The organism is Candidatus Avoscillospira sp. LCP25S3_F1 (assembly GCF_052117125.1).
Lineage (GTDB): Bacteria > Bacillota > Clostridia > Oscillospirales > Oscillospiraceae > Avoscillospira_A.
This window is the reverse complement of record NZ_JBQKJT010000015.1, coordinates 1-15490: the sequence shown is the minus strand read 5'-3', so window position 1 is coordinate 15490 and position 15490 is coordinate 1. Positions and strand designations below refer to the sequence as shown.

Below are 15490 nucleotides of genomic sequence, written 5' to 3'. Positions count from 1 at the left end.
TGCAACATGCGTTTTATGGACGAACTCAAGCGTTTAGCCAAGCCCTTCTCCGAGGACTCGGAGGACTTTGATAACTATGATGACGGCCTCAACGACGAGGCTCCCAATGTACCCCCGGCCTCGAAATCTTCTGTAGCTCCGGCCTACGATATGAACGATCTGGGTCTCGGTTCCGCCACCGCCACGGTCAATAACGACACCCGCAGCAACAAAGTCGTCAGCATCCACCCCACGGTGCAGATGCAGGTCATTCTTGTCAAGCCCGAATCCTTTGACACCGTTACCGAAATCGCCGAGCACCTGCGGGCCAAGCACGCCGTGGTGCTGAATCTGGAGAAGACCGATGCCGCCATCGCCCGCCGCCTGGTGGATTTCCTCTCCGGCTGTGCCTACGCTCTCGACGGCAAGATCAAGAAAATCGCCATTTCCACCTACCTGATTACGCCCTACAATGTGGATATCATTGGGGATGTTATCGATCAGCTGGAAAACAACGGCGTGTATCTGTAATCGCTGAAAGGAGCCCTGCCCTGTGTTTACCCCTCAGGAGATCGAAGAAAAAACATTTGTCAAAGCTGTGTTCGGCGGCTATGACATGGCCAGCGTCGACGAATTTCTCGAGCCGCTGACCGAGGACTATATCACTCTGTACAAGGAGAACGCCGTCCTCAAAAGCAAGATGAAAATTCTGGTGGAAAAGCTGGAAGAGTATCGCACCCAGGAAGACAGCATGAAAAAGGCTCTGGTGGCTGCTCAGAAGACCTCCGATACCATGGTGGCTGAGGCGGAGAAGAAATGCGCCCAGCTGACCAGTCAGGCGGAAAACATTGTCCGCGCCAAGATTCAGGAATCCCAGCAGCAGATCAGCGCCGAAGAGGACCGCATTGAGCGGGCCAAGCAGGCCGCCCGGAACTTCATTGAGATCATTGAAAAGGATGTGGCCCGTCATCTGGACCTGCTGAATAATCTCAAGCTCATGAATCTGGGTCCCCAGCCCTCTGCCTCCTCCTTTGACTTCCACGCCGAGCCCCCGGCCCCCAAGAAGGAAACCGTGGAGCCCATTACCGTTCAGGTACCCGTAGACAAAATCCGCGAGGCCGAAGCCCAGCAGGAGCGCGAGACCGAAGAAATTGCCCACCAGATTGAACAGAATCTGGAAAAAGTCATCGGTCCCAACGATGACGGCGATCTGGAAAAAACCCGTGTCGCCCATAAGAACGACAAATTCTCTGACTTGCAGTTCGGCAAGAACTTCTCCCCCGACCGGGAGTAATTGCAGAATAAAAACCGAGGCGCTGCCCTGGAGCAGCGCCTCGGTTTTTGTAATCGTTTCTATAATCCACAAAAGTTTTGACTGGATTTTTGGACTGTCTACCCGCCGTGTGTCCGCGGTGGCTGGTGGACACACAGGTGCAATGCGGATAAGCCGCAAAACAGGGCGCGCTGCCGCAGCAGCGCGCCCTGACGGTTATCTCTCAGATCTACCGTTTTTCTTGCCGTTTTTCGTCTCGTCGTCGGGTTCTTCCTCCAGAATGCGGACCTGAATTTCCATAACCCGGCGGTGCTCCACCTTGGTAACGGTGACATCCAGGCCTTCGGCCTGGAAGTGGTCGCCGATCTCCGGCACCCGGCCCACCTGCTCCATGACCCAGCCGGACACGGTGACGGCGTCGGAGTCGTCACTGCCCTTGACTTCAAACAGATCATACAGGTCGTCCAGATCGGCGGTACAGCCGATGAGGTAGCTGCCGTCCTCCTGTTTGCGGAACAGCTCCACCACTTCATCGTGCTCATCCCAGATTTCGCCTACCAGTTCCTCCATGATGTCCTCCATGGTGACAATGCCCTCGGTGCCGCCGTACTCGTCAACCACAACGGCCATATGCGCCTTGTTCCGCTGGAGCATCCGCAGCAGTTCGGAAATCTTAGTGGTACCGGTGGTGTACTGAATGGGGGCTTTCAGATGGAAGATATCGCTGAGACCGCGATAACGGGCCGCGTAAAAGTCCTTCTCATGGATCAGGCCAATAATATTATCGATGTTGTCGTGATAGATGGGCAGACGGGAATATCCGCTCTCCACAAACAGCCGCGCCACCTCTTCCACGGTGGCGGTATCCTCGGCTGCCACCAGGTCCACCCGGGGCGTCAGGATCTCCGACACCTCCAAATCGCTGAACTCGATGGCGTTGCGGATCAAATCGCTCTCGTGCTCGTCGAGACCGCCCTCATTCTCCGCCTGATCGACCATGCCCACCAACTCCTCTTCGGTGATGCCGTCGTCGCCGTTGTTGCGAAACACCAGCGACAGGAGTTTTTTCCACATGGTGAACAGAAAATTGGCCGGAGTCAGAACCCAGGTGAAGAATCGCAGCAGCGGCGTGGCAAACATAGCCCAGGCTTCTGGATTCTCCTTGGCCAGGCTCTTGGGGGAGACCTCGCCGAAGATCAGAATGACAACTGTGAGCACGGTAGCAGACACCGTAGGACCACGGGTCTCGCCGATGAGCTTAATAAACAGCACAGCGCCGATGGTGGTGGCCACGTTGTTGACGATGTTGTTTCCGATGAGAATGGTGGAGAGCAGCTTGTCGTAATCCTCCGCCAGCGCCAGCGTTTTGGCGGCCCGGCGGTCGCCGTTTTCGGCGCGGTTTTTCAGACGGATGCGGTTGAGTGATGTAAAGGCCGTTTCTGTGGCGGAAAAATAGCCGGACATGGCGACCAGGGCCAACAGGGCCACGATCATCACTAAATTACCTGTACTGTCCATTTGGGACGAATCAACTCTACTTTCATCATAAAATTTATCAGCATGACAAGCACTGATATGGTTTTTAGTTTATCACATCATTCTCCCTATTGTAAAGGGAGAATTCCGAAGTCTCCGGCGGGTCCCGGTGGGCAAAATAGGCGCGGGTCTGGTCGGCATTCAACAAAATAGCCTCACGAAGCTGGTCTAACCCGTCAAATTTCTGCTCCGGTCGAAGAAATTCGTAAAAATCGACCCGAACTTCCCGGTCATATAAATTTCCTGTAAAATCCAGCAGCCACGGTTCCACGGTTACAGCGCCCAGGCCGTCCACCGTGGGCCGGACGCCCACATTTGCCACGGCGGCATAGGACCGTTCCCCCACCCAGACCCGGGTGGCATAGACGCCGTAGGCCGGAGCCAAGACGCCGTCTGGCAGCAGCAGGTTGGCTGTAGGGGTGCCCAGCTGGCGGCCCAGTTGGCGGCCGTGGACCACCCGGCCCGTCAGACAGTGGGGATGGCCCAGCAGCGCATTGGCCCCGGCCACATCGCCCCGTTCCAGTAAGGTCCGAATACGGGTGGAGGAGACGGCGCTGCCGCCCATCTCCACCTTGGGGATCACGTCGCAGCCCATCCCCAGCCGGGTACACAGCTGCTGGAGCCGGACGGCGTCGCCTTCGCCCCGCCATCCAAACCGGTGGTCCTCGCCGCAGACCACATGGACCGCCCCATACTGCCGGTGCAGCAGGTCGCTGACATAGGACCGCCAGGGCATCTGGGCCATCTCCCGGTCAAAGTGGCAGATCAACACCTCGTCCATGCCGTAGAGCCGCACCATCAGGCCCGCCCGCTCCTCCGGCGTACTGAGCAGCGGTACGGTGCGGCCGCCCAGCACCGAGGCCGGGTGATGGTCGAAGGTCACAGCCGCCGCAGGCAGTCCCAGCCGGTCCGCCACTTGTCGGGCTCTGGTCAGCAACGCCCCGTGGCCCCGATGGACGCCGTCAAAAAATCCAATGGCAATGACACGTTGTAGTTCCAATGGCGTCACACCTCAAAAAAACTTTTTTCCGTCCAGAGTTTTCCCTGCCGGAACCGACCCACCATGAGAAATTCTCCGTTGGGGCCGTAGACGCGGCAGCGGCCCCGGCCTTCCATTGGAATAGCCGCGCCGTTGCGGCAGGGCTTCACCTGCTCCTCTGTCAGCGTCACCGCCGGAAGGTCTGCAAACAGGCTGTCCACGGGCCGCAGATACTGTTCCGGATGCTCGGCGGCAATCAGGGTTTCCAGGGGGATGCTGTCGGCCAGTGCAAAACACCCGGCCTTGGTCCGCCGCAGACTGGACATGCAGCCGCCGCAGCCCAGCGCCGTGCCGATGTCATGGCACAGCGTGCGGATGTACGTTCCCTTGGAGCAGAGCACCTCCAGCCTCAGATCGTCGCCCTCCAGCAGCCGCAGGCTGTGAATGGTGATGCGGCGGGGCTTCCGCTCAATCTCTTTTCCCTGGCGGGCCAGCTGGTACAGCTTTTGGCCGTTAATTTTCACCGCCGAATACATGGGTGGAATCTGGTCGATTTCTCCGGTGAATCGGGGCAGTACGGCTTCCACGTCGGCCCGGCTCACGGTGACGGGATGTTCCTCCAACGTCTCGCCGGTGGTGTCCTGGGTGTTGGTAACACGGCCCAGGCACAGCCCCGCTTCATAACCCTTTTCTGCTGATTCAAAAAACTCCACAGCCCGGGTGGCCCGGCCCACAAACACCGGCAGAACACCGGTGGCCATGGGGTCCAGCGTACCGCCGTGGCCAATGCGCTTCTGGTGGAACACGCCCCGCAGCTTGGCCGTCACGTCCTGGGACGTCCAGCCCTGGGGCTTGTCCACTATGACAATGCCGTTTGCCGCCATATCACACCTCAATGCCTTCGGCCCGCAGGGCGTCCAGCACCATGGCCCGCGCTTCCTCATAGGAGGCCGTCACCGTGGCGCCCGCCGCCGCCTTGTGGCCGCCGCCGCCCAGGTGCGCACAGATGGCCGACGCATTGGCACAGCTGGCCGTCCGCAGAGACACTTTTTGCCGTCCGCCGGCCTGCTCCCGGATGGTGATGCCGATCTGCACGCCGGACACGTTGCGGGAAAAGCCGGAAATGGAGTCCAGTTCCTCCTCCCGCAGGCCCAGCTCCTCCATCCAGGACAGGGGAATGTGGGAGAGGGCCACCGTGCCGCCGGCAAAGAATTCCAGGCTGTCGGTGAGCCGGGATTCCAGCCGCAGGCGGGAAATGGACCGGGTGCCGAAAAACTCTTTGTTGATGGGATATGCGTCACAGCCCGCGTCGATCAACTCCGCCGCCACCCGCAGGGTGTTGGACGTGGTATTGGCGTACTGGAAGCAGCCGGTATCCGTGGACACGGCCAGGTAGAGGGCCGAAGCCGTATCCGCCGTCAGGTCCACGTGGAGCTCCCGCAGAACGCCGAAAATCAACTCACCACAGGCAGCCAAATCCGGCTCCACACAGTCACAATGGGCATAGCCCGTATTGGAACCGTGGTGATCCAATGCCAGCTGAATCTTCCCGGCCAATGCCTGCGCATTATCCGGCAGCAGGGACTCGGAAGCGATGTCCACAGAGACCAGGATATGATCAGCAGCAGGCTCCTCACAGAGCAGCCCGTCGTACCACTTGGCGTAGCGGGGGCCAAATTGGGGATTCCGGAGAATGTGGGCCGTCTTACCCAAACTCCGCAGGCCGCGGCACAGGCCCACGGCACAGCCGATGGTGTCGCCGTCGGGATTCCGGTGGGTCAAAATACAGAAGTGGTCATGGGCCAGCAGCCACGCCGCGGCTTCACTCCTCGTCATGGTGTTCCCCCCTCTGCTCCTCCTGGTCGTGGAGCTTGGCAATGAGATCAAAAATGTGCGCGCCGTGTTCAATGGAGTCGTCCAGCTCAAAGACCAGCTCCGGCGTATACCGCAGCTGAAGCCGGTTGCCGATCTCCCGGCGCAGGAAGCCGCCGGCGGACTTGAGGCCCTTCAAAACATCGCGGCTCCGTTCCTTTTCCAGGACGCTGATATAGACCTTGGCATAGCGGAGATCGCCGGTGGTCTCCACACGGGTCACGGAGATCATGGCCTGGACGCGGGGGTCCTTGAGCGTGCGCAGCAACTCTGCCAGCTCCCGCTGGATCTCCTCGTTGATTCTTCCGATGCGATTGGATGCCATAGTAATGGACCTCCTTAGAAACGATGATACCGCACCGTGTCGGACGGGGCAAACCCCCGCCTTATTCGGTACGGTGTCGGTTGGTGGCGGCGGGGGACATGCCCCCGCCCTGCAAATTACTTGCATTCCGTATATGCCTGCCAATGTTTGCACACTGGCGCGGAACGCTTAGTCCTTGATCTGCTCCATGACGAAGCACTCAAAGACGTCGCCTTCCTTGATATCGTTGAATTTGTCGATGGTGATGCCGCACTCATAGTTGGCCGCCACTTCCTTGACGGAGTCCTTGAAGCGCTGCAAGGAGCCCAGCACACCCTCGTGAATGACAATATTGTCGCGCAGAACGCGGACCTGGGCATCCCGGGTGATCTTGCCGTCCTTGACGTAGCAGCCGGCGACGGTGCCCACGGAGGAAACCTTGTAGGTTTCGCGGACCTCGGCGTGGCCGATGACGGCTTCCCGGAACTTGGGGTCCAGCATACCCTTCATAGCGGCTTCGATCTCGTTGATGGCGTCATAGATGACGCGGTACATCCGCATATCCACCTTGGAGCGCTGGGCCGAAGCGGCGGCAGCGGCATCGGGGCGGACGTTGAAGCCGACAATGATGGCGTTTGCCGTGGAGGCCAGCAGCACGTCGGACTCATTGATGGCGCCAACGCCGGTGTGGATGACCTTCACGCGGACCTCGTCGTTGGAAATCTTCAGGAGGCTGGCCTTGACCGCCTCGGCGGAGCCCTGCACATCGGCCTTGACGATGATGTTCAGCTCCTTCATGTTGCCCTCCTGAATCTGGGCAAACAGATCATCCAGGGTGACCTTGGTCATGGCCTTGGCGGCGCGGGCCTTCTCCTCGGCCTTGCGCTCCTCCACCAGCTGGCGGGCCATGCGCTCGTCCTCGACGGCGTTGAAGATGTCGCCGGCGCCGGGTACTTCGCCCAGACCTGTGATCTCCACGGGGACGGAGGGACCGGCTTCCTTAACGGTCTTGCCCTTGTCATTGGTCATGACGCGGACACGGCCCACGGCGGTACCGGCAATAATGATATCACCCTGGTGCAGGGTGCCGTTCTGGACCAGCAGGGTAGCAATGGGGCCGCGGGTCTTGTCCAGCCGGGCCTCGATGACGGTACCCTTGGCGCGGCGGTTGGGGTTGGCCTTCAGCTCCTGCATCTCGGCGGTCAGCAGGACCATCTCCAGCAGGTTGTCGATGCCCTCGCCCTTCTTGGCGGAGATGGGCACCATAATGGTGTCGCCGCCCCACTCCTCGGGCACCAGATCGTATTCGGTGATCTGCTGCTTGATGCGGTCGGGGTTGGCCTCGGGCTTATCCATCTTATTGATGGCCACGATGATGGGAATTTCCGCGGCCTTGGCATGGTTGATGGCCTCGACGGTCTGGGGCATGATGCCGTCGTCGGCAGCCACCACCAGAATGGCGATATCGGTACACATGGCGCCGCGGGCGCGCATGGCCGTAAAGGCGGCGTGACCGGGAGTATCCAGGAAGGTGATAGGCTGGTTGTTGATTTCCACCTGATAGGCGCCGATGTGCTGGGTGATGCCGCCGGCCTCGCCGGAGACCACGTTGGTCTTCCGGATGGCGTCCAGCAGCGACGTCTTGCCGTGGTCGACGTGGCCCATGACCACGACAACAGGGCTGCGGGGCTGCAGCTCGTCGGCGGTATCCTCGTGGTCATCGATGAGGCGCTCTTCGATGGTGACAACGACTTCCTTCTCCACCTTGCAGCCCAGCTCCATGGCAACCAATGCGGCGGTATCGTAGTCGATGACCTGATTGACGGCGGCCATGACGCCCAGCTTGATGAGCTGCTTGATGACCTCAGCAGCCGTCTTCTTCATGCGGCTGGCCAGCTCGCCCACGGTGATCTCGTCGGGGATTTTAACGGTAAGGGGCGTCTTCTTGGCGATCTCCAGCTGGAGCCGGCGCATTTTCTCCTGCTCCTCGTTGCGGCGCTTGTTGCCGAAGTTGCCCTTCTTCTTGTTGTTGCTGCCCTGCTTGCCGCCAATGCGCTGCTTGCCGCCCTTGGCGTTCTGCATACGCTCGGACACCAGGGAGTCCACCCGGTCGTCGAACCGCTCGGCGTTGACCGTAACGGCGGAGGTGTCAACCACACGGCGCTCGCGGCGGCGTTCGTCCTTCTTGGGCTGCTCTTTCTTCTGCTCGCTCTGGGGGGCGGGCTTGTTCTCCTTCTTGGCCGCGGGCGCCTTGGGGGCCTCAGCCGGCTTGTGCTCCTGCTTTTCCGCAGTCTTGGCCGGAGCCTTGGTCTCACCGGTGGCCTTCAGGGCCTCCTCCAGCGACGCCACCTGATGGCTCTTGGTAAATACGTCAAACAGCAGATTCAGCTGGTCTTCCTCCAGGACCTGCATATGGTTCTTGGGCTTGCCGAAGTGCTTCTCGTACAGCTCCATCATGACCTTGGTGGGTACCCCGAAGTCCTTGGCGACCTCGTGGATGCGATATTTCATTAAACTCATATAGCCACCTCCGAGTTACTTTTTCCCGTGTTTGATATTGTTGCGATGGGCCTTTTCCTCCCGCCGCCGCTGCTGGACCCGCTCCACCCGGCGGTCCAGGTCGGCCAACAGCTCGGCGTACTTCTCCGGCTGACCCAGGGCGTTGACAAACGCTCTGGCCAGCGCCACATCGGTGATGGCGGCCATGGCGCACACGGCGCGGCCGCAGGCGTGACCCAATTCCTCTTTCGTATAGGGCACGCGGATAAACGTGGTTTTACCGGCATGGGAGAAGGTTTTCACCCGGCCATAGGTGTTGTCGGCGGCGTCGGACGCCACCACAATGAGCCGGGCCTGACCGGCGCGGCTGGCCGCGCCCACGTTCTCCTCGCCCAGCTGGATATTGCCGCCCTTGCGCGCCAGGGACAGCAGGTTCAACGCACGATTACGATCCATCGTCTCCCGCCTCCATTCTCTCCACAAGGGTATCGTAAACCGACTGGGGGATGGCCGTTGCAAAGCCCCGCTCCAGGGCCTTGGACTTGATGGCCCGTTTGAGACAGTCGGTGTTGGGGCACACATACGCGCCGCGTCCCGGCGCCTTGCCGCGAAAATCCACAGTGATTTCGCCGTCGGGCGATTTAACCACCCGCACCAGTTCCTTTTTCGGTTTCATCTCCCGGCAGCCGACGCATTGGCGCATGGGAATCTTTTTGGGCATGGCGTCTCCTCCTTCCGGGGTCCGGCGGTTACGCCTGCTGGCCGGCGGGTTCCTCCGCCGCGTCGGCAGCAGATTCCTGCTCCGCCGTCACAGGCTCTTCAGACGCCTCCGGCGCTTCCGCAGCAGCCGGTTCCTCCCGCTCTGCGGGGGCCACGATGGGCTCCAGCTGGTCCTCCATGGACTGGGGCTTGATATCAATTTTGCAGCCGGTGAGACGGGCCGCCAAACGGGCGTTCTGGCCCTCTTTACCGATGGCCAGGGACAGCTGATCATCGGGGACAATCACGCGGCAAGCCTTCTGGCCGGGAATCATGGTGACGGACACCACATCGGCGGGGCTCAGTGCCGAAGCCACAAACTGGGCCAGGTCCTCGGACCACACCACAATGTCCATCTTCTCGCCGTGGAGCTCCTCCACCACGGCCCCGACGCGGCCGCCGCGCGGGCCGACGCAAGCGCCCACGGGATCAATGTTCTCCTCGGTGGCGCAGACGGCGATTTTGGTGCGGGAGCCGGCCTCCCGGGCAATGGACTTGACCTCCACCAGACCGGACTCAATCTCCGGCACTTCCAGTTCAAAGAGCCGCTTGACCAGGCCCGGATGGGTCCGGGACACAATGACCTGGGGACCGCGGTTGGAGCGGCGGACCTCCACCACATAGACGCGGATCAGGTTGCCCTCGGTGTAGACCTCGCTCTTGACCTGCTCGGAGCCGGACAGCAATGCGTCGGTGCGCTCGCTGTTGCCCAGAGCGCCGGTGCTGACGGCGCCGGAACCAATGCGGACGATCATGTCCCGGGTGTTGGGGTCAATGCGCAGGACGGTACCAGTGAGAATCTCATGCTCCTTGGAGGAGAAGTTGTCAAAGACCTTGCCCCGCTCGGCCTCGCGGATGCCCTGGATGATGACCTGCTTGGCGGTCTGGGCGGCGATGCGGCCGAAGTTCTTGGTGTCTACATCCACATTGATGAGGTCGCCCAGCTGCACATGCTTGTCGATCTTGCGGGCGGCTTCAATGTTGATTTCCGTGGCGGGGAGCATGACATCCTCTACCACTTCCTTCTGGGCATACATCCGCAGGACGCCGTCGTTGAGCTCCACGGTGACATTCTCCGTATAGCCCACTTTATTTTTGCTGTAGGCATTCTTCAGGGCGTCGGAGATTTTCTCCAGCATGTAGTCCTTGGGGATGCCCCGCTCCTTCTCCAGCTGGTCCAGAGCTGCGTAAATCTCGGGATTCATTGGGTAAATTCCTCCTCTTAGTCGGTAAGACGGTTAAAATTCCACATAGAGCCGCACCAGGGCGACTTCGTTCTTTTCAAAGGTCTTGGGACCGGCAGCCGTTTCAATGGTCACCCGGCCATCCTCATATTCCCGCAAAACACCCACAAATTCCTTGGCGCCGTCTTTGGGCCGGTACAGCCGGACGGCGACCTTCTGGCCCAGGCATTTGGCAAAGTGCTGGGGCAGGCGCAGCGTCCGCTCCAGTCCGGCGGAGCTGACTTCAAAGTGGTAGCTGTCGGGGATGGGGTCCTTCTCATCCAGGATGGGGTCCACCGCCCGGGACACGGCTTCACAGTCGTTGATGTCCACGCCGCCCTCCTTGTCGATATAGAGCCGCAGGAACCACTCGCCGCCCTCGCGGACGTATTCCACATCCCACAGGGAGCAGCCCTGGGCCTCCACCACCGGCTCGGCAAACTGCCGGACCTGTTCGGTGATCTTCATATGGCAGATTCCCCTTTCCGCCGCTGCAAGCGGCACGCGTACAGTCGCCGCGTGATCACCGGAACGGTGCCTGCGGACGCTGTCATTCCAATAAGAAAGACTGGGGAAAAACCCCAGCCTTCATCCTACTACATCTTAAATCGTACACATTATATCACTATTCTATGTGTATTGCAAGCAATTTATGAAAATTTCTTGAAAAAACAGGGTATTTTTTGGAATAGAACCGGCAGAAAAGTCCGGTTTCGCCCCAAGTTTACAAAAGAGACCGCCTATACGGCGGCCTCCTGTCTGGTATGAACAAAGAAGTTTTTCAGGCAGTATTGCAAGATGGCCTTTCTGGTAACAATTCCGATGAACGCCTGCCGGTCGTCGATAACCGGCACAAAGTTCTGGTCGGTGGCCTTGGTCACCAGATCTTCAATGTTGGTGGTCACCGACACGGCGCTGTTGTCCCGCCGGTGGGCGATCTCCATAATGTTGTGGTTTTCCGTCTGCTTGATGTCCATGACACACAGCTTTTTCAGCGCCCACAGCAAATCGCCTTCGGTCAGCGTGCCGCAGTATGTGCCGTCCTTGCGGAGGATGGGCAAGGCCGAATAGCCGCACTGTTCCATCCGCTCCAGGGCCTGACGCAGCGTGTCGTCCTCCTCCAGATAGGAGCAGGTGGCTTTGGGTGTCAGAAAAAACAAAATATTCATGACACATCCCCTTTCGCCCTTATTGTATCATAGATTTTCAGTTAAGGCATGAAAATTTTGTAAAGGCAGAAAAACAGGCGCAGAAAAATCTGCGCCTGTTTTGTGCACAATTCCGATCAGATTTCCGCTTACACGGTGGGCTGGTTGGCCGCCTCGATGATCTGCACAAACTTCTCGGGCACCAGGGAAGCGCCGCCGATCAGACCGCCGTCGATGTCGGGCTGTGCCAGCAGCTCAAAGGCGTTCTTCTCGTTCATGCTGCCGCCGTACAGGATGGAGATGGCACGGGCAATCTTGGCGCCGTACAGCTTGCGGATGACGGTGCGGATGTGCTCACAGACTTCCTCCGCCTGCTCAGGGGTCGCGGTCTTGCCGGTGCCGATGGCCCAGATGGGCTCATAGGCCACAACGATCTTGCGGATCTTCTCCTCGGGCACGCCGTGGAGGGCGCACTTGACCTGCATGGAGATCCAGTCCTCGGTGATGCCCAGCTCTCTCTGCTCCAGGGTCTCACCCACACAAACGATGGGCATGAGCTCGGCTTTCAGCGCAGCGTGGACCTTGGCGTTGACATCGGCATCGGTCTCACCCATGGCGCGGCGCTCGGAGTGACCGATGATGACATACTTACAGCCGGCGTCCACCAGCATGTTAGCGGCGATTTCACCGGTGTAAGCGCCGGAGGCGTTGGCGTTGCAGTTCTCAGCGCCGATGCCCACACGGGTCTCTCTCATGCAGCGCACGGCCATGGGAATGCACACGGCAGGCACGCACAGAGCCACATCGCACCAGCGGCCCTTGGGCATGATGGACTTAAACTCGGTCATAAATTCCTTGGTCTCAGAGGGGGTCTTGTTCATCTTCCAGTTGCCGGCGATGATGGTCTTGCGGTACTTTCTGTTCATGGTTCTCGTATCTCCTCAACGATTACTTTTTTCCGGTTCCGGCGGCAGCGCCGCCGGAATACTGATACTACGGTTCGGCGGGAAAACCGGGCTTCCGCAGACATATGTGTTTGCAGATGCCCATATAAAAATTACTTGTCTTCCAGGCAGGCAATGCCGGGCGGCGGCAAAGCAATCGCCGCATCCATCGCGCCGCCGTCAGCGGCAGCGCTCTTTCGCTCTGTTTGCTTTGCCTTTTCCCCACACCAAAGACACAGCCTTTAGTGTGGGGACCCCATTGGAGCTGCCCGGCCGAAAGTGCATGCCTTCGTTCCGGGTACTCCACAAGGTCACAGTCCTTACTTGTCCTCCAGGCAGGCAATGCCGGGCAGCTCCAGGCCCTCCAGGAACTCCAGGGAAGCGCCGCCGCCGGTGGAGATGTGGGTGATCTTGTCGGCGAAGCCCAGCTGCTCGCAGGCCGCGGCGCTGTCGCCGCCGCCGACGATAGTAATGGCATCGGAATCGGCCAGGGCCTGAGCCACGGCGATGGTACCGGCAGACAGAACCGGGTTCTCAAAGATGCCCATGGGGCCGTTCCACACGACGGTCTTGGCGGAGCGGACGGCATCGGCATACAGCTTGCAGGTCTCCTTGCCGATATCCATGCCGATCATGTTGTCGGGATGCGCCTCCACAGGGAAGGTCTCCACAGCGATGTCGCCGTCGATGGGATCGGGGAAGTGATCGGCGCCCACAGTGTCGATGGGCAGCAGCAGCTTGACGCCCTTCTCCTCGGCCTTCTTCATCATGTCCTTGCAGTAGTCCAGCTTCTCGCTGTCCAGCAGGGACTTGCCGATGCCATAGCCCTTGGCAGCCAGGAAGGTGTAGGCCATACCGCCGCCGATGATGAGGGTGTCCACCTTCTCCAGCAGATTGTTGATGACGTTCAGCTTGTCGGAGACCTTGGCGCCGCCCAGAATGGCGACGAAGGGACGGGCGGGGTCGGACAGGGCCTTGCCCATGATGCTGATTTCCTTCTCGATCAGGTAGCCGCAGACGGCGGGCAGATAGTCGGCCACACCGGCGGTGGAGGAGTGGGCGCGGTGGGCGGAGCCGAATGCGTCATTGACGAACAGATCCGCCATGGAAGCCAGGTCCTTGGACAGCTCGGGATCGTTCTTGGTCTCGCCCTTCATGTAACGGGTGTTCTCCAGCAGCATGATCTGGCCGGGCTGCAGCGCAGCGGCCTTGGCTTTGGCGTCGTCACCCACCACATCGGCAGCCATGATGACCTCCTGGCCCAGGAGCTCGCCAAGACGTTCGGCCACAACCTTGAGGCTCAGCTCAGGCTTCCACTCGCCCTTGGGCTTGCCCATGTGGGAGCAGGCAATAACGGCAGCGCCGTTCTTCAGCAGGTACTGAATGGTGGGCAGGGCAGCGACGATGCGCTTGTCGCTGGTGATCTTACCGGCCTTCAGGGGAACATTGAAGTCACAGCGCAGCAGGACTTTTTTGCCCTTGACGTCGATATCCTCAATGGATTTCTTGTTGTAATTCATGTTTGTTGACCTCCAATATCATGTTACTCCAATTACCAGTTGACCATCAGCCCCTGATCGGACAGATGGGGAAATCCCTGCTGGCGCAGGGCCTCAAAGGTGACAATCGCCACAGAATTGGCCAAATTCAGGCTGCGGGCCTCCGCCCGGATGGGGATACGCAGACAGCAGTCCGGATGCTGCCGCAGCAGCGATTCCGGCAGTCCCCGCGTCTCCTTGCCGAACAACAGGTAGCAGTTGTCGGAAAAGGATGCCTCGGCGTAACTGCGGGGCGCCTTGGTGGTCATGAGCCACATCTGCTCCACGGTGTTGCGCCGGAAAAAGTCCTCCAGATTTTCATAAACCCGGACGTCCACCAGATGCCAGTAATCCAGTCCGGCCCGTTTGACGGCCTTTTCCGAAATGTCAAAGCCCAAGGGTTTGATCAAATGAAGCACGCTGCCCGTGGCGGCGCAGGTTCTGGCAATATTGCCGCAGTTTTGCGGAATCTCCGGCTCCACCAGTACGATATGCAGCATATACAAGCCTCTCTATCCAAAATCTCTGCCTTTCGGCTTTCACTTTCCTATTCTATGATAAACTGCCGCGAAATTCAACTAGAAAATTGCATTTTTCTTTTCTTTACAGGGAATCCCCTGAGAAACCCGGCTGTTTTTGTGGAATCCGATTGTAAGGCCCCTCTTGACGGCAAAGGGCCGCGGCCCTATATGCGCCGCGGCCCTTGTTTTCCAGTCATTTGGGAGACTTCGTTGGTCTCCAGTCTCCGCCACACAGAGGACAAATTCGCATGCCCCGGCTATCAGCACCGCCGTCGCCAGCGCAATCCCTGCCGTGGTTTTGGCCGCTGTCACCAACTTGTATTAAATAAAGCCGAAGCGGTTACCGCTCCGGCTTTTTCTTGGTATAGGCAAAATAGATCACATGGAACACGGCGGAAAAAATCACACAAAACATCCGTATCCCGTTATCGGCCACCATGGCACTGTCCGCGCCGTAAAGAGCCTCGGAAGCCGCGTTGACGTACCATCCCAAAACCAGCAGCATCACAGACAAAGCCAGGCGTAGGCCCAACAGCGGCGCACCGCCCCGGCATACCTCCTGTACCTGTTGCCGAACTTTGTATGCCAGCAGCACGATGGCTACCATGGCCGCACTGGCAACACCCCAAATAAAATACAGCAGTAGTAGGATGGTATTATCCCATCTGGTCAGCAGGTCCGCTACTGCCACTGCGCAGATCAGCAACCCGACCAGGCTGATGACGTCCAGAGCCTTCCGATTCATCTTATATACCTCCAATAAAATCAAAAAACGAGAACCGCAATTGCAATCCTCGTTCTCTGTGTTGGCATTACCTATTTTCCCGTGCAGTCGCCCGCAAAGTATTTTCGGCGCAAACGAGCTTAACTTCTGTGTTCGGAATGGGAACAGGTGGACCCTCGCTGCAATCAACA

At 59.3% G+C, this 15490-nt stretch carries 17 protein-coding genes and 1 rRNA gene; 2 read left to right on the top strand and 16 right to left on the bottom strand.

Features of this window, described 5'->3' with window-relative positions:
* The first annotated feature begins 6 nt into the window (after positions 1 to 6).
* A complete protein-coding gene (locus ACTQ33_RS13020) occupies positions 7 to 510 on the top strand; it encodes a cell division protein SepF (RefSeq protein ID WP_441465032.1) in 504 nt (167 codons plus the stop codon).
* A 22-nt stretch (positions 511 to 532) separates the two neighbouring features.
* The gene (locus ACTQ33_RS13015; protein ID WP_441465031.1) at positions 533 to 1273 is read left to right on the top strand and encodes a DivIVA domain-containing protein; all 741 of its coding nucleotides are present in this window, start codon (positions 533 to 535) and stop codon (positions 1271 to 1273) included.
* A gap of 195 nt (positions 1274 to 1468) precedes the next feature.
* On the opposite strand, the gene ACTQ33_RS13010 is transcribed toward ACTQ33_RS13015, so the two are convergent.
* The 16 genes from ACTQ33_RS13010 to rrf form a co-directional block, all read right to left on the bottom strand.
* Entirely contained in the window at positions 1469 to 2770 is a 1302-nt protein-coding gene (locus ACTQ33_RS13010; RefSeq protein ID WP_441465030.1) for an HlyC/CorC family transporter, read from the bottom strand.
* A 64-nt stretch (positions 2771 to 2834) separates the two neighbouring features.
* Entirely contained in the window at positions 2835 to 3788 is a 954-nt protein-coding gene (ribF, locus tag ACTQ33_RS13005) for a riboflavin biosynthesis protein RibF (RefSeq protein WP_441465029.1), read from the bottom strand.
* 5 nt (positions 3789 to 3793) lie between these two features.
* On the bottom strand, positions 3794 to 4651 hold the full coding sequence (gene truB, locus ACTQ33_RS13000) for a tRNA pseudouridine(55) synthase TruB (RefSeq protein ID WP_441465028.1): 858 nt from the start codon (positions 4649 to 4651) through the stop codon (positions 3794 to 3796).
* A gap of 1 nt (position 4652) precedes the next feature.
* The gene (locus ACTQ33_RS12995) at positions 4653 to 5603 is read right to left on the bottom strand and encodes a DHH family phosphoesterase (protein WP_441465027.1); all 951 of its coding nucleotides are present in this window, start codon (positions 5601 to 5603) and stop codon (positions 4653 to 4655) included.
* Positions 5590 to 5964, bottom strand: a complete 375-nt coding sequence (gene rbfA / locus ACTQ33_RS12990) for a 30S ribosome-binding factor RbfA (RefSeq protein ID WP_441465026.1) — start codon at positions 5962 to 5964, stop codon at positions 5590 to 5592. Before rbfA ends, ACTQ33_RS12995 begins: the two co-directional genes overlap by 14 nt.
* Before the next feature lie 168 nt (positions 5965 to 6132).
* Positions 6133 to 8463 carry a translation initiation factor IF-2 gene (gene infB / locus ACTQ33_RS12985; protein ID WP_441465025.1) on the bottom strand — a complete coding sequence of 777 codons (2331 nt, stop codon included), beginning with the start codon at positions 8461 to 8463 and terminating at the stop codon, positions 6133 to 6135.
* A 15-nt stretch (positions 8464 to 8478) separates the two neighbouring features.
* Positions 8479 to 8898 carry a L7Ae/L30e/S12e/Gadd45 family ribosomal protein gene (locus tag ACTQ33_RS12980; RefSeq protein ID WP_441465024.1) on the bottom strand — a complete coding sequence of 140 codons (420 nt, stop codon included), beginning with the start codon at positions 8896 to 8898 and terminating at the stop codon, positions 8479 to 8481.
* Complete coding sequence (gene rnpM / locus ACTQ33_RS12975; protein WP_441465023.1) at positions 8888 to 9163, bottom strand: RNase P modulator RnpM; 276 nt, start codon at positions 9161 to 9163, stop codon at positions 8888 to 8890. Before rnpM ends, ACTQ33_RS12980 begins: the two co-directional genes overlap by 11 nt.
* 28 nt (positions 9164 to 9191) lie before the next feature.
* Positions 9192 to 10406, bottom strand: coding sequence for a transcription termination factor NusA (nusA, locus tag ACTQ33_RS12970; RefSeq protein ID WP_441465022.1), 1215 nt, complete (start codon positions 10404 to 10406; stop codon positions 9192 to 9194).
* A 33-nt stretch (positions 10407 to 10439) separates the two neighbouring features.
* A complete protein-coding gene (rimP, locus tag ACTQ33_RS12965) occupies positions 10440 to 10892 on the bottom strand; it encodes a ribosome maturation factor RimP (RefSeq protein WP_441465021.1) in 453 nt (150 codons plus the stop codon).
* Positions 10893 to 11164: 272 nt separating this feature from the next.
* Positions 11165 to 11593: a CBS domain-containing protein gene (locus tag ACTQ33_RS12960; protein WP_441465020.1), complete on the bottom strand. Its 429-nt coding sequence runs from the start codon at positions 11591 to 11593 to the stop codon at positions 11165 to 11167.
* 128 nt (positions 11594 to 11721) lie between these two features.
* Positions 11722 to 12498 carry a triose-phosphate isomerase gene (tpiA, locus tag ACTQ33_RS12955; RefSeq protein WP_441465019.1) on the bottom strand — a complete coding sequence of 259 codons (777 nt, stop codon included), beginning with the start codon at positions 12496 to 12498 and terminating at the stop codon, positions 11722 to 11724.
* A 338-nt stretch (positions 12499 to 12836) separates the two neighbouring features.
* Entirely contained in the window at positions 12837 to 14036 is a 1200-nt protein-coding gene (locus ACTQ33_RS12950) for a phosphoglycerate kinase (RefSeq protein ID WP_441465018.1), read from the bottom strand.
* Positions 14037 to 14068: 32 nt separating this feature from the next.
* Complete coding sequence (locus ACTQ33_RS12945; protein WP_441465017.1) at positions 14069 to 14554, bottom strand: tRNA (cytidine(34)-2'-O)-methyltransferase; 486 nt, start codon at positions 14552 to 14554, stop codon at positions 14069 to 14071.
* Positions 14555 to 14915: 361 nt separating this feature from the next.
* Positions 14916 to 15320 carry a hypothetical protein gene (locus ACTQ33_RS12940; RefSeq protein ID WP_441465016.1) on the bottom strand — a complete coding sequence of 135 codons (405 nt, stop codon included), beginning with the start codon at positions 15318 to 15320 and terminating at the stop codon, positions 14916 to 14918.
* A 59-nt stretch (positions 15321 to 15379) separates the two neighbouring features.
* Positions 15380 to 15490 (bottom strand): 5S ribosomal RNA (rrf, locus tag ACTQ33_RS12935); the annotation flags it as partial.

Excerpts from the sequence above, each read along its gene's own strand:
- ACTQ33_RS13020 (WP_441465032.1), top strand. The coding sequence starts at position 7 with ATGCGTTTTATGGACGAACTCAAGCGTTTAGCCAAGCCCTTCTCCGAG.
- ACTQ33_RS13010 (WP_441465030.1), bottom strand. The coding sequence starts at position 2,770 with ATGGACAGTACAGGTAATTTAGTGATGATCGTGGCCCTGTTGGCCCTG.
- truB (WP_441465028.1), bottom strand. The coding sequence starts at position 4,651 with ATGGCGGCAAACGGCATTGTCATAGTGGACAAGCCCCAGGGCTGGACG.
- ACTQ33_RS12995 (WP_441465027.1), bottom strand. The coding sequence starts at position 5,603 with ATGACGAGGAGTGAAGCCGCGGCGTGGCTGCTGGCCCATGACCACTTC.
- rbfA (WP_441465026.1), bottom strand. The coding sequence starts at position 5,964 with ATGGCATCCAATCGCATCGGAAGAATCAACGAGGAGATCCAGCGGGAG.
- infB (WP_441465025.1), bottom strand. The coding sequence starts at position 8,463 with ATGAGTTTAATGAAATATCGCATCCACGAGGTCGCCAAGGACTTCGGG.
- ACTQ33_RS12980 (WP_441465024.1), bottom strand. The coding sequence starts at position 8,898 with ATGGATCGTAATCGTGCGTTGAACCTGCTGTCCCTGGCGCGCAAGGGC.
- rnpM (WP_441465023.1), bottom strand. The coding sequence starts at position 9,163 with ATGCCCAAAAAGATTCCCATGCGCCAATGCGTCGGCTGCCGGGAGATG.
- nusA (WP_441465022.1), bottom strand. The coding sequence starts at position 10,406 with ATGAATCCCGAGATTTACGCAGCTCTGGACCAGCTGGAGAAGGAGCGG.
- rimP (WP_441465021.1), bottom strand. The coding sequence starts at position 10,892 with ATGAAGATCACCGAACAGGTCCGGCAGTTTGCCGAGCCGGTGGTGGAG.
- ACTQ33_RS12960 (WP_441465020.1), bottom strand. The coding sequence starts at position 11,593 with ATGAATATTTTGTTTTTTCTGACACCCAAAGCCACCTGCTCCTATCTG.
- tpiA (WP_441465019.1), bottom strand. The coding sequence starts at position 12,498 with ATGAACAGAAAGTACCGCAAGACCATCATCGCCGGCAACTGGAAGATG.
- ACTQ33_RS12950 (WP_441465018.1), bottom strand. The coding sequence starts at position 14,036 with ATGAATTACAACAAGAAATCCATTGAGGATATCGACGTCAAGGGCAAA.
- ACTQ33_RS12945 (WP_441465017.1), bottom strand. The coding sequence starts at position 14,554 with ATGCTGCATATCGTACTGGTGGAGCCGGAGATTCCGCAAAACTGCGGC.
- ACTQ33_RS12940 (WP_441465016.1), bottom strand. The coding sequence starts at position 15,320 with ATGAATCGGAAGGCTCTGGACGTCATCAGCCTGGTCGGGTTGCTGATC.